This is a genomic window from Cnuella takakiae (assembly GCF_001953305.1).
Taxonomy (GTDB): Bacteria; Bacteroidota; Bacteroidia; order Chitinophagales; family Chitinophagaceae; genus Flavisolibacter; species Flavisolibacter takakiae.
In genome coordinates, this window is record NZ_MTFE01000010.1 from 1,214,458 (window position 1) to 1,228,498 (window position 14,041).

At 53.1% G+C, this 14,041-nt stretch carries 9 protein-coding genes; 8 read left to right on the forward strand and 1 reads right to left on the reverse strand.

The features are described from left to right. The 5 genes from BUE76_RS24725 to BUE76_RS05680 form a co-directional block, all read left to right on the forward strand. Positions 1-260: hypothetical protein (locus BUE76_RS24725; RefSeq protein WP_216820628.1), on the forward strand; the 260-nt coding region annotated here is incomplete at its 5' end. After that, complete coding sequence (locus BUE76_RS05665; protein WP_073048612.1) at positions 257-1,192, forward strand: glutamate--tRNA ligase family protein; 936 nt, start codon at positions 257-259, stop codon at positions 1,190-1,192. The genes BUE76_RS24725 and BUE76_RS05665, both read left to right, overlap by 4 nt. Before the next feature lie 323 nt (positions 1,193-1,515). Next, positions 1,516-3,348: an exodeoxyribonuclease V subunit alpha gene (recD, locus tag BUE76_RS05670; protein WP_073048614.1), complete on the forward strand. Its 1,833-nt coding sequence runs from the start codon at positions 1,516-1,518 to the stop codon at positions 3,346-3,348. Between the two features lie 58 nt (positions 3,349-3,406). After that, positions 3,407-6,595: an exodeoxyribonuclease V subunit gamma gene (gene recC / locus BUE76_RS05675; protein ID WP_073048616.1), complete on the forward strand. Its 3,189-nt coding sequence runs from the start codon at positions 3,407-3,409 to the stop codon at positions 6,593-6,595. A gap of 186 nt (positions 6,596-6,781) precedes the next feature. Next, a complete protein-coding gene (locus tag BUE76_RS05680) occupies positions 6,782-10,246 on the forward strand; it encodes a UvrD-helicase domain-containing protein (RefSeq protein ID WP_073048618.1) in 3,465 nt (1,154 codons plus the stop codon). Between the two features lie 89 nt (positions 10,247-10,335). Here BUE76_RS05680 and BUE76_RS05685 read toward each other — a convergent pair whose 3' ends face one another. Next, positions 10,336-11,343, reverse strand: a complete 1,008-nt coding sequence (locus tag BUE76_RS05685) for a helix-turn-helix transcriptional regulator (protein WP_073048620.1) — start codon at positions 11,341-11,343, stop codon at positions 10,336-10,338. Positions 11,344-11,496: 153 nt separating this feature from the next. On the opposite strand from BUE76_RS05685, the gene BUE76_RS05690 reads away from it, so the two are divergent. The 3 genes from BUE76_RS05690 (at position 11,497) to BUE76_RS05700 (ending at position 13,724) form a co-directional block, all read left to right on the forward strand. Beyond that, positions 11,497-11,919 carry a hypothetical protein gene (locus BUE76_RS05690; RefSeq protein ID WP_143157480.1) on the forward strand — a complete coding sequence of 141 codons (423 nt, stop codon included), beginning with the start codon at positions 11,497-11,499 and terminating at the stop codon, positions 11,917-11,919. A gap of 9 nt (positions 11,920-11,928) precedes the next feature. Next, positions 11,929-12,300, forward strand: coding sequence for a DUF6717 family protein (locus tag BUE76_RS05695; protein ID WP_073048624.1), 372 nt, complete (start codon positions 11,929-11,931; stop codon positions 12,298-12,300). A 632-nt stretch (positions 12,301-12,932) separates the two neighbouring features. Beyond that, on the forward strand, positions 12,933-13,724 hold the full coding sequence (locus tag BUE76_RS05700; RefSeq protein WP_073048625.1) for a 3'-5' exonuclease: 792 nt from the start codon (positions 12,933-12,935) through the stop codon (positions 13,722-13,724). Positions 13,725-14,041: the final 317 nt, after the last annotated feature.

Consider the following 14,041-nt stretch of genomic DNA (forward strand, 5'->3'; position numbering starts at 1 on the left):
TAACTGATCGAAAGCGAAGCTGGCTGGACTCGAACCCGTCCCCAACCGTGTTGGGGATGACAGGGCGAAATGCTAACCAACTGAACTACCAATCCAATTATGTGGTGCTGCGTAAAACAGCGTTGATTTGTAAGAGCTTGTGTCCCGATTGGGGATGCAAATATAGGGGTGCCCGGTGCAAACGAACAAAATTTTTTACAGAAAAATTTTCAGGCGGCATGGCTGACCGTTTTACTTTGCTGCCCAATAAGCGAAAGTGAATCCTGTTGCCGCACCAAACCGTTTCTTCCGTACCCGCCTGGCGCCCACGCCCAGCGGCTACCTTCATTTGGGCAATATACTTTCCTTTGTCATCACCGTTGGTCTTGCCCGGCAAAGCGGCGCCCGCATCCTCCTGCGCATCGACGACCTCGACCGCAAAAGGGTAAGGCCCCAGTACCTCCAGGATATTTTCGATACCCTGCAGTTTTTGGAGCTGCCGTGGGATGAAGGCCCAAGGAATGTAGCGGACTTCCAGGCCGTATGGTCGCAGCAGCACCGCATGCCTTTGTACCGGCAGGTTTTGAATCCATTGCAAACCTTACCCGAGCTTTTTGCCTGCACCTGTTCCCGTACCGATATCCTGAAGCTGGGTACTGATGGCATTTACCCCGGTACCTGCCGCCACAAGGGCCTGCCTTTGGATACCCCCGGTGCTGCCTGGCGGTTGCGTACCCCCGAAGCCGTTTCCCTGCAGGTAAAAATGCTGCAGGGATCTTCGTCCGTCACACAGCTGCCTGCTGTCATCCGTGATTTTGTGGTACGCAAAAAGGACGGTACGCCTGCTTACCAACTCGCATCGGTTGTGGATGATGAACATTTTGGCGTGGACCTCGTTGTGCGGGGGGCCGACCTCTGGCCTTCTACCCAGGCGCAATTGTACCTGGCCCGTTTACTGGATAAAAAAACCTTTGCGCGGACCCGTTTTGTGCACCATGCCCTGGTAAGGGATGCAGGAGGGGAAAAGCTTTCCAAATCGGCAGGCGCCAGTTCGGTATGGCACCTGCGCAAGGAAGGTAAGACCCATAGCGAGGTGTACCAGCTGCTGGCGCAATGGTGCGGAATAGCCACACCGGTGCAGGATTGGCAGGCCCTTTTTGATGCCTTGTTAGCAGGGCAGCCACAGTTGCTCCATGGTGTTTCTTTCCCGTAAAAGGGAGGTTGCATGCCCCTTCATTTGCCGGTAAATTTTATACAGTAGGATTGTTTATAAAATGAAGGGCAAAAGAGGGCGGTGCCATCCTAACTTCGTACTAGAAAAACTGTAGGGTTGCGGCCGGTTAACGGTTCGCCGGGTGAAGTGGTGATAATTTGAACAGCAATGACCATGCAGGTCAGGGAGCACAGGTCTGAATGGCTCCCGGAGTTTCCACAATAAAATTTTCACCCGGCAAATAGATGGCAAACAGGGGTAGGATGTTTGTACCCGCCCTGGCCGGTTAACACCTGGTCGCAACCAAAACAAACCATCTGCCGATGCAAACCTTAGATGATGTACACTTCCAGTTTGCTGCCTTCTTTCAGAACAAGGCCCTGGAGCCATACGTGTACCTGCTTTCTAAAAAACTGGCCGAAGGGCATATTTGCCTGCAGGTAACGGAACTGGACAAAGAGCTGTCCACCGACCCGTTGCTTGCAGGTTATTCTTTTGCCGGTGCAAAAGAAGTATTGCAACAGCAGGCTTTGGTAGCCTGCACTGCAGGCGAACGCCAGCCTTTTGTGCTGCATCAGGACAGGTTGTACCTCCACCGGTATTTTCAATACGAAACAAGGATACTCCGGCGCATCGAGGCCTTTCTGGAAAAGGAAGATGCCGAGCTGAACAACCGCATCGCACTGCTGCAACAGCAAAAGGACCTGATTGCCCAATTGTTTGATACACCTAATGCTCCTGCTGTTCCCGACTGGCAACTGGCCGCCGCCATCACCGGTGTGTTGCACAATTTTACCATCATCACCGGTGGGCCAGGTACCGGTAAAACAACAACGGTAGCCAAGATCCTCGCGCTGCTGTTTGCCACTAACCCGCAACTAAAGGTGGCGCTGGCTGCCCCTACAGGGAAAGCTGCGGCCCGTATGGCGGAGTCGCTGAAAAATGCACAACTGCCGGTTGGAGAAGAAATCAGTGCCCGCTTCCAGTTGCTTACACCATCTACCATTCACCGCCTGCTGCAAAACAAGGCACACTCGCCCTATTTCAAACACGACGGGGATAACCCCCTGCCCTTTGACGTGGTGATCGTGGATGAAAGCTCCATGATCGACGTGGCGCTTTTTGCCAAGCTGCTCAGTGCCATCGGGCCCGATACCCGCCTGATTCTTTTGGGCGACAAAGACCAGCTGGCCTCGGTGGAAGCCGGTAGTTTGTTTGGCGACCTTTGCCAGGCACAGGCGCTTGAAGGGGATGGTGCCGCCAACCGTTTTGATGCGCACCGCTTGCAGTTGATCAATGCATTTGTTGCCACCAACGAAAGACAGCTGCCGCCTTCCTGCCTGGCCACCTCGCAGCATCCTCTTTTCCAGCACGTGGTGGAGCTGCAATACAGCCATCGCTTCTCGGGTGATGCCGGTATCGGCAAATTGAGTAAGGCAGTGATACAGGGAAACACGGAAGTACTGCAACAGATACTCAACCAAAATACCGATGAAGAAGTGGTGCTGGATGCCGCTTATGATGCGGCCCTCTTCGAGCAGTTTATATGGGGCTACCAGGCCTTTATCAGGGAAGGAGATACCCGCAAGGCCCTGAAGCTGCTCAACAACCTGCGGGTGCTGTGTGCCTTGCGCGAAGGGCCCCAGGGCGTGGCCGAAACCAACCGCCGGATCGAGCAACTCCTGCAGCGCAAGCGGCTTATTGACCGCCGCGGCGAACAGTTTTATGAGCACCGCCCGGTGATGCTCTCCCGCAACTATTACAACCTGGGGCTGTTCAATGGCGATACCGGAATTTTGCGCAAAGACCCCAGGGATGGCAGCCTGCGTGTCTTCTTTGAAAAGCCCGACGGCGACCTGGTAGGCGTGGCACCCGGGCTGGTGCCCGATTGTGAAACGGCGTTTGCCATGACCATTCACAAAAGCCAGGGCTCCGAGTTTACCGAAGTGCTGGTGCTGATGCCACAAGGCAAGGACCTGCCCATACTTACCCGCGAACTGTTGTACACCGGTATCACGCGGGCACGTAAAAAGGTGCTGGTACAGGGCGCCCCCGAAAGCCTGGTACATGCAGCCTCGCGCAGCGTGGAGCGGGGTTCGGGTATCATCAACAGGCTGGCAGCTTTCTCAGATCTTCCATCTCTTGAAGAGATGTAAGATCTGGAACCAAACCTATAAGGTTTTTAAAACCTTATAGGTTTAAACCAAAAGCATTATGGCATTCAAACTTTTTGTTTCCAATACACTGAAGCCCCTGGCCCAACGCTGGCGCAAAACCCTCCGCGACAGCAAGGCCTCCGTGTTTCAGCCTTACTATACCATCACCCAAACCGAGGGGATGAACAACTGGCTGCGCATGCAGCTGGCCGAAGACATGGAGGGCATTGCTGCCAACAGCGTTTTCCTCAAACCCAACGACCTCCTGTTTAAGGTAAGCACCCTGCTCACCAGCCAGCAACTGCCCGCCTGCACTTCCGACCACCTGTGCTGGCTCCTGTTTCAGCAGCTGGGCGAGCCCGCATTTATCAATGCCTTTCCCGCCATTTCGGCTTACTATACCGCTGAAGGCGGAATGGATGCAACCCGCAGGCTGGCGCTGGCAACCAAAACCGCCGACCTCTTCGACCAGTACCAGGTGTACCGGCCCGGTATGGTGGCGGGATGGAAGGGTGCCAGGGGGTTGCCGCCCATGGAGGCCTGGCAGCAGTACCTGTGGGAGCAGGTACGCCGCATCACGGAGCCCAGGTTTACCAACAAGCTGCAAACCGCCGAAGCCATCCTGGAAGCTTTGAAAGAGCCAGGTAGGGGCGAATTGCTGCGCAGCCGCATGCCCCTGGTTACGATGTTTGGCATCTCCATCACCACCCAGTACCATTACAATATCCTGAAAGCGCTGGCGGTGCATATCGACATCGTGTTCTTTATGCTCAACCCGGCCCCCGAAGTATACTGGTTTGATACCGTGAGCCCCCGCCAGAAAGCCCTGATGATGGAAAAAGGAAAGGGCGTACGGTATGCCGACTCATTTGCAGAAGGCAATGCCCTCCTCACCAGCTGGGGCAAGGTGGTGAAGGATACCTTTATCCAGTTGTTTGAAAATGATGAACTGCTCAATAGTTGTGAAGAAGTAGGCATCACCGAACCGGGCAATGCAACCCTGCTGCAGCAGGTTCAACTCGATATTTTCAACAACAGCACAGGGGAGGACCGCACGGAGCGCATTGAAACGGCCCTGCTCAAAGACGGCAGTATCACCGTCAATGCCTGCTACTCCATGGCCCGCGAGGTGGAAGTGCTGTACAACTACCTGGTGCACCTGGTAGACCAGCGCCGGCAGGAACTATCGCCCCGCGATATTGTGGTGATGGTGAGCGATATCGATACCTATGCCCCTTATATCCGCGCGGTGTTTGAAAATGCGCCGCACCGTTTTCCCATCCGCATCGCCGACGAAGGCTTTGGCGGCTCCGACAACCTGGTGCAGGCACTGCAGCAGTTGCTCTTGCTGGACGAAGCTTCTTTTAAAGCGGAGCAGGTATTGCAACTGCTCGACTCTTCTTTTATCCGCAACCGCTTTGGCCTCACCAATATACCCTTGTTGCGCATGGTGGTGGAAAGGGCCAATATCCGGTTTGGCATCCATGGCGATACCGAACTCGATACCGTTTTTGTAAGCTGGGCCTACGGCATCAAACGCATCCTCCTTGGTTTTTGCATGGGCGATGAAGCAGCTTATGCTTTTGGTGCAGATGAATTGTACCCGGTTGACCTGGTGGAAGGTGGCGAGGCGCAGGAACTGGTACGCTTCTGTCATTTTATACAGGTGCTAATCGATGCGGTGGAAGAACGAAAAGAGGAAAGGACACTTTCAGGATGGTCGGACTATGTGCGGCAGCTGCTGCGCAACTGTGTGGCCACCGACGAACAGGCCACCGAAGAAGACTACCAGGTGGTATCACGCCAGATCAACCGCTGTAACGAACTGGCCGGGCTTTACCCCGGCAACCTGTCGTACGCAGTGTTCCTGCAATACTTCTCCGGCGGGCTTGCCGCTGCCAGCCAGCCCACGCATTTTGCCAGCGGGGGCATTACCTTTTGTTCGCTCATTCCCATGCGTAGTATCCCCTTCAAGGTAGTGGCGATGCTGGGGCTAAATTTCGACAAGTTCCCGCGCCGCGAGGTGCTGGCATCCTTCAACCTGATTGACGGCAGGCAGCGCGGCGACCGTAATGTGAAGGACCACGATAAGCATTTATTCCTTGAAACCATCTGCTCGGCGCAGCAATGGCTTTATATCAGCTATATCGGCCAGAGCGTAAAAGACAATACCCACCTGCCGCCATCGGCACTGGTGGATGAACTGCTCGACTACCTGGAAAGCATAGCCGAAGAGCCGGAGGAGGTGCGGCAGCAATTGGTGTGTCGCCACCCGCTCCACGGCTTTAGCCGCAAGTACAGCTGTGGCGATGAAAAATATTACAGCTACCTCCTCGAGGAACAGGCAGGCAAACAGGGCTTGTTCAACCCCGATAAACAGTTGCCCCTGCTCCAGATTGAAACCGTGTTGCTGGATGACCTGCTGGCATTTGTAAAGAATCCATTCCGTACTTATTACCAACGGGTGCTGAATATCCGGTACAGGGAAGAAGAGGTGCTGCTACCCGAAACCGAATTGTTTGACCTGGACCACCTGGGCCAGTGGCAGTTCAAGAACGAACTGCTGCATGCTGATGCTGGTGAATGGCCACAGCTCAAGACCAGGGCGGTGAAAACAGGCGCCCTGCCCCTGCGCCATATGTCGGATGTGCTGTTGCAGGAAGTGCAGGAACCGGTAAGCCAGTTGCGGCACCTGCTGACCCAATGTGTGGGCGATGTACAGCCGCAGCGGGTAGCCTTCAACATAACCCTGGACGGTACCAGCATTCAGGGCTCAGTGGAACTGTATGCAGGCAAACTGGTCTACACCTGTTTTTCCAGGCCTTCCATCAAACACCAACTGGCTGCTTATGTGCAATACCTGGCTGCACGTGCCGCGGGGCTGGCAACAGGTTGTTTTTTCATCACGCCTGAAACGGCCTGTGCCGGTGTGGATATAAGCCGCGAAACTGCGGAGCAGCGCCTGGTAACATTACTGCACCTGTACCGCAAGGGCCATGAGCAGATCATTGCTTTTCACCCGGAAGTGAAGGTGAATGCCAGGCTGCTCGCCGATTTCAAGGAAGATTATTTTTTCAAAGAATTGAAGCGAAAGATTGAAGATTTTAATTACCCGCTTGATGATGCCTATGTATGCCAGGAGTATGCCTGCGATTTTACACAGGTGGAGCATAGTGCACATTATCGGGATCGATGTGCAGTGTTGGTAGAACCTTTGTTCCAGTTCTTCCCGGACCTGAATGAATAGTACGGGTGGAATTATTAATCAATACTTTTTGAATGATTAAGACAGTAGCGCAAAGAACACGAAGGACACGCAAAGCAGCGCAAAGGAACCCCTTGGCGATGCTTTGCTTACCCTTTGCGCACTTTGCGATACAAACATCTCAATCACCATATACTCCTTTCGTTGCAGAACAATCAAGCTCAATCCATGTCGCAGCAGATCAACTATAAACCTTTCGACGCCGCAACGGTTCCCCTGCAGGGCAGCAACCTGATTGAGGCCAGTGCGGGTACGGGTAAAACCTACTCCATTGCCATCCTCGTACTGCGGCTGGTGCTGGAGCAGCAACTGTCGGTAAAGGAGATCCTGATGGTGACCTTTACCAAGGCTGCCGTTGCCGAACTGGAAGAACGCATCCGCCTGTTCGTCCGCAAGGCTTATAAAGCTGCGCAGGGCGAGCGCATCGACGATGTTCTGATTGAACAACTGGTGGCAGCAGCCATGGAAAGGGAACCGCAGGCAGCGGTACAGCGCCGGCTCTGGACTGCCGTTTTACTGCTGGATGAAACATCGGTACTCACCATCCATAGTTTTTGCCAGATCACGCTTTCCGAATTTGCATTTGAAACAGGACAGGTGTTTGGCGCCACGCTCCAGCAAGACAGTTCGCGCCTGTTGCAGGAAGCGGTACAGGAGTGCTGGCGCAAACACATCACCACCTTGCCCATACCGCTCCTGATGGCTTTGCGACAGGCCGGCTTTGCACAAAGCAGTTTATTGCAGGTACTCAAAGAACACCTTGCAGGCAAACGGTACAAAGCGTTTGATGTTTCGAGGTGCTATGCATTTGACGATACCCACCACCAGCAGTGGCTGTCCGACCTGGGCGAACTGCAAAAAGCACATCGCAACCTGGTGCAATGCCTGGAAGATAAGATCGCCGATCGCAAGGAAGCACTGACCCAGGTATGCCAGAAGAAGGCACCTGCGCGGTCGCTATTGCCCTTGTTGGAAAAGCCTGCACAGTTCCTGCAAACCATCGTTGCAAAACGGGCTACGGTCAAATACATCACCGAACTGTTTGCCGATTTGCTTGAAGAGTGGGACCTCTGTGTGGTAGAAGAGGAGCGTTACCTGGAAGCACGCCAGCGGGTGTTTGACGACCTGTGCTGCCTGGCCATTCAGGAGGCACGCAAGCATATTGATGCAGCAAAGCAAAAACAGCACCTGCTCACCTTCGACGACCTGATCGGCAACCTGCATGCAGCGCTGGTACAGCGCGAGAATCTTCCATTGGAAACGGCCCTGCGCAACAAGTACAAGGCCGTATTCATCGACGAGTTCCAGGACACCGACCGGCAGCAGTATGAAGTGTTTGAAAAAGCCTTTGGAAAAGATACCCTGCTATTTTATATCGGTGATCCCAAGCAGTCAATTTATGCCTGGCGCAAGGCCGACATCTTCACCTATTTCAAGGCAAGGGCTACGGTGGATGCCGTGTACGATATGGACCGCAACTTCAGGTCGGCAGCGGCCATGATCGAAGCCATGAACCAGGTGTTCCTGCCGCAGCCCCGGTTTGATACGTTCTATTTCAAAGACGAAAGTTCCGCGATCGATTACCACCCGGTGCGTTCGCCCGAGCCCAATGGCAAAGGCATTTTACTGGAAGGAAAAGCACCTTCGGTGCCCATCAGCATATCGGAGCATAAGAACAAAGAAAGCCTGTATGATGGCGTAACAGGCCAGGTGGTGGCCTTGTTGACGGAAGGACATTTTGCTGTTGAAAAGAAGGACAAAGCACCCCGGGCCGTAACTCCTTCCGATATCGGCATCCTGGTACGTACCCGCAAACAGGCTGCGGAGATCCGCGACCGGTTGCAGCACTATGGCATTCCCGCCATAACGGTTGGTGATGAAAAGGTTTTACAGTCGGAGGAGGCGGTACAATTGCTGTACCTGTTGCAGGCCATCGAAGAGCCTACGCTGGCACATATCAGCAGGGCCCTGCTTACTTCATTTACCGGTGTGCCCGCCAGCAGCCTGCTGCAGTTGGATGAAGAAGTGGCAACTACCTTGTTTCGCAGCTACCGTACTTCCTGGGAGCAGTATGGCGTGTACAAAGCGTTGATGGACCTGGCTGCTTATTTCAACATCCGGGCCCGCCTGCTGCAAACACCCAATGGCGAACGCATCCTTACCAACCTGGTACACCTTACCGAGCTGTTGCACCGGGTACAAACACGCAACAGGCTGTCGCCGCTCGAACTGATTGCCTGGCTCAAGCGCGGTGTGGAAGGCATGGAAGTGGAAGGCGATGAATACGAGCAGCGCATCGAAAGCGATGAGGAAGCCGTTAAGATCGTTACCATCCACAAGAGCAAAGGCCTTGAATACAATATTGTGCTGGCGCCCCATCTCGACCTCCTGGCAGATGAGCCGCATATTGATTTTGTAAGTTACCGTCATCCCGACGATGGCAGCTATATCGGTTGTGAAAAAAGGCGGCTGAACGAAACAGAAAGGGCCTGGGTATTACGGCAAACGGAACAGGAAAACCGCAGGCTTTTCTACGTGGCACTCACCCGTGCGGTGTACAAGTGTTTTATCTTCCGCAGCACTGCCGCTTACCACAAGGGCTCCACGCTGGAAGCTTTCCTGGAAGGCGGGCCATGCTGGTCGCCTGCGCTGGTACAACTGCATACACCACCAGTGGTTCCTGAGGGATATCGCTACCGGCTACAGGCGGTACCGAAAACCGCCCTGGCACCTTTGACCGCCGGCAGTGCTGTGCACTTTGTGCTGAAAGAAGCCGCCTGGGTACGCAGTTCCTTTACCGGCCTTGCGCTGCAAAAAGCAGGTCATGTGGCCAAGCCCTCCGGTGCCGAGCACTCCAACGACTACGACCGGTTTATGTTCCAGGAACTGGAGAAAGGCGTGCGCACCGGTAATATGCTCCACGCCCTGCTGGAGGTGGTAGACTTTACCCGCGATACCCGTTGGGAGCAACAGGTGCAAGGGGTGGTACAGCAGTTTGCGCCTTCCAAAGCCGACCTCTACCAACCCATGTTGCTGCAGATGCTGCAGGAGTTGTTGCAGGTGCCCCTTACCGTGGGTGATACTTCTTTTTCTTTATCGGAGGTTGCCCTCAACCAACGCCTGCACGAATTTGAATTCGATATGCGGGTGCCGCTGTTCAGCCCGGTACAGTTGAATATCCTTTCGGGTGAAGGCATACAGGTGCAGGTAAAAAACCTGCCCAAGCGCGAAGGACTGCTCAATGGTATCATGGACCTTTTCTTTGCTTACGAGGGCCGGTACTATATCCTCGACTGGAAATCGAACTACCTCGGCGACCGGGTAAGCGACTATGGCCCGGAACAACTGGCCGCCGCCATGAACGAACACAACTACCACCTGCAATACCTGCTGTATACCCTTGCCGCGGTTCGCTACCTGCGCAGCCGACTGGGTGATGCGTTCGATTATGAGCGCGATTTTGGCGGAGTTATATACCTGTTTGTGCGGGGTGTGCGTAAGGAAGGCGGCCAGGGTATCTTTACCACCCGTCCAACCAAAACACAACTGCAAACATTGGAACAGATCCTCTGTGCCGCACAGGCGCCCCTGGTACAGGGTGTATTGATTGATGCAATGGAGCCTGTTGCATAATTTATTTACTCCGTATCTCCTGCTCCTCCACCCCCTCTGCAAGAAAATTTCATGCGGAGGGTGCAAAGGAGCGGTGGACACGGTGAATGCTAAGCTTGCTCGGGTACGCCCGCTATTGCTAACACCCCTTTTGCCGTATCAATCACTTTTGCCTTTAAGCTTTCCGGCTGCAGCACTTTTACTTCTTTGCCAAAACCCAGCACCGCCATCACCAGTTCGCTGGTGAGGTATACGTACAGCTGCACTACCACTTCACTATCATTTTGCTTGATTACCCGCTGGCTATGGTGCAGCGGCTGCGATAAAATATATGCCGCCTGTTGGGGCGAAAAAGAGAGGACTACCGTTTCGGGAACCGCATCGTGTAGCTGGGTAATGCCAACAGAATGCTGGAAATAGGTATCGGGATTAAAACCGGAATCGGAAACAAAACTGAGCGGCGATGTTTCCAGGCTATTGATGCGGTCCAGCGCCATTACAATCACCTGCTCCCTGCGTAGCGAATAGCCAACGGCATACCACCGGTTGCGGTACTCCCTGAGCAGGTAGGGCGAAAAAATGTGCACCCTTTCTTCCTGCCCGAATGGCTGGTAGTGTATGGCCAGCGTTTGCCGGTTGATGATGGCGTGCAGGATGGTTTCCAGCCACTGGGTACCGCGGCTGATCACCGGTGCTTCTACCTGTATGATGGCCTGCTCCGATTTGCCCAGGATCTTACTGATGCGATAGCCTTCAATTACTTTATTAATGGCGCCTTCAAACTGCTCAAACATGCGGGTGCCTTTGAGTTGCTGCAGGAGTGCTGTTGAAAAATCAAGGGCATCGATCTCTTCGTGGGTAAGCGGGAATTCGCGGATCGAAAATTCGGGTTGGGTATAGTGGTAACCCCTTTGCGTTTTGCAATAAGCAATGGGCGCACCATAAATTTTTTTCATGGCGCCAAAGTCCTTGTTCACCATCGACTCGGAAATGGGCTTTTCCAACTGCTCTTCAATCCTGTTGCAGATATCCTGCAACGTAGGATAACGCTTCCGGTTATTGGTAAGACAATGGTCGATGATGCGGTAACGTAACAGGGCACTTTTATTAGCAGGCATGGTAAAGGTTTGGTTATCAATGATACAGCTTTTTGCCGGACTGAATTGCTAAAAATATTAGTATTTAATATGCTTGTAAATGGCTTTGCCAATAGGTGGTTTAGGCTCCGCCTACCTTGTATATTGAATTGATTTTATAAATACCTGTGTTGTATGAAAAAGAAATTGTGGCGGACGTTTTTCAATGGTGTTTGCAATACCTTACAAAAAGAGCAAGTACGAAGTTTTGATTTGTGTGAAACAAGATACCCTGCGTTGAAACAATTGGATGGGATCAGTACCTGTGCCCTATTGGTACTGGCTTGGTATATACTGCAACTGGAGCGTGGGCGTGATGATACGCCGGTTCCTTTTGTATGGCTCGTGGAAGCCTGCTCGGTGCTCCATTTTTCCAAAGCCGAATTGTTTATTGCCGCCCAGCAACTCGTTAACAAGGGCTGGCTGTGCAAAGGCTATGATGAATTTGGCATTGGATTTTATGCCGCATACCAGCCCCTGGTAGATGCCGGTATCTTTGTGCCCGACAAGTGGTGGTACCTTGGTCAGCTGGGTCTTTATACCTTTTGCGAAAACTAAACTTTACCCATGCAAACGCATCGATTTATTAAAGAGTATGGCGGCTGGTACATCGATCTGCCCCAGTACCTGGAGCAGGGCGGCAGCAAGGGCGACCTGGCCATGGTGGAAGGCGCCGATACCATGCTGGATTATATTGCTGCCGGCGACACCGATGTAGTGCTCTCCTTATCCGAAACGCCTTTTGAAGGTGCCGATGAACTAAAGCTGGAAGCACTGCGTGACCCGGTGATTGGTGGCGGGTATTACCTGCTGGATCAATTTGAAGGCAAGAACCTGCAGCAGCGTATGTGGCTCTGTGGTGTTACGGAATTTGTGTTCGGTAAAATGCCGGATCGCATTTATGTGCGGCGTGAGCGCAACCGCGCAGGAAAGAGTTAGTTCCTGCAGCCCACTGTATATGCCTTTCAGCAACGGTCGCTACTCCCTGGGTAAGCCAAAACCTTGGCTTGAATGAACCCTGCTACCGATCACCTTAATAGGAATACCGGGTTGATGGCGGCCCATGTATGACTCATGTACGGCTTAAGTGCGGCTTATGTGCGGTTTATCCATAGGATAGCATGGGCGAGGAGCGGAGTAGCTCTTGGCTTGCATCAAAGGCAGGTACGATAGTACTACGCACAACAAACCTGGATAAATCTTGCTGGTTCGGGGCCTTACTGTACCTGTACCCAGCTCCCGGCCATCCAGCATGCCGGGTAAAAGCCTATCCTTACAATCATCCGGGGGCGTATTCCCAGGTTCAGGACCGGCTTTGTGGCAGCCTCGATTTTATTTTCCTTTATTCCCATGCCAGGGCAGGATGCAGCCTGTCCTGGCTTTTGCCAGCATTGGTTTGGCAACCAACTTGGCCGGCCTGTTGCGCAACTACAGCCGCAATCCCTGTATGCACTCCTGGTTGCACAAGGTTTTGATATCATAGCGACGCCGGCCATAGCCTGTGTATCATACGGGTAAGATGGTAAATTGCCGGCCCAAACTGGCTATTTATATAAGCCCAACCTACTGCTATGGAATTATCTGCTTTACCCCTGCCTGTTGACCACGACTTCCTGGAGCTGTCGCGGCCCCTGATTTTTTTTGACCTGGAAACTACGGGTGTGGATGTACGCAACAGCCGCATCATCGAATTATATGCGGTGAAACTGCTACCAGATGGCAGCCGCCAGGAGTGTCACCACCTGCTCCATCCCGGTTGCCCCATTCCTGCCGATGCTACAAAGGTGCATGGCATTACCGATGCGGATGTTGCCGACAAGCCATCTTTCCTGTCGGTAGCACAGGAGCTCGCTTTGTTTTTCAGTGATGCCGACCTCGGTGGATTTAATGTGCAGGGATTTGATATCCCCTTGCTGGTAGCCGAGTTTGGCAGGTGTGGTTTGCAACCCATCGTAGAAGGCGGCGTTCACGTGGTGGATGTGTGCACCCTGTTTCACAAACGCTTTGCCCGCAACCTTACCAATGCGGTGAAGTTTTATTGTGGTGAAGCGCATGCCAATGCCCACTCGGCACGGGCCGATGTGCTGGCTACCATCAAGGTGCTCAAATACCAGTTGCTGCTGTACGATGACCTGCAACCTACCAGTGCAGGCATCCACAACCACCTTTTTGCAGGTGTGGTAGATAGTTCCGGAAAATTTTTCCGCAACGATGCGGGTGATATCGTTTTCAATTTTGGCAAACACAAAGGCGTTCTTGCCTTGTCGCAGCCCGAGTACCTGGAGTGGATGCTGGGTGCCGATTTCAACGAGGATACCAAGGCTGTGATCCGCACCTTGCTGGGCACCATTAAAAGGAAGTAATAGTTAGCACTGAATTGTTGAAATGCTGGTTCAAGGGATCAACCTTGATCAGCATTTATACTATTTTCAATTAGGCAGTTCGGTGTGCACGCTAAGCGATTGTCATGGCGAACTTGTTTCGGCATCTCCGCCATTATTGGCAAGTGCTCGCAGGTGGTAGGAGATGCCGCGGCGTCGGCAGGACATATTCCGCTATTACTGAACTACCTAATTGAAAATGGTATTCATCTTTTTATTTCCGCATACACACGGTGCCGGTGACTGTTAAAAAGAAAAGGCCACAACGCAAACTATTTGTTTGCGTTGTGGCCTTTTCA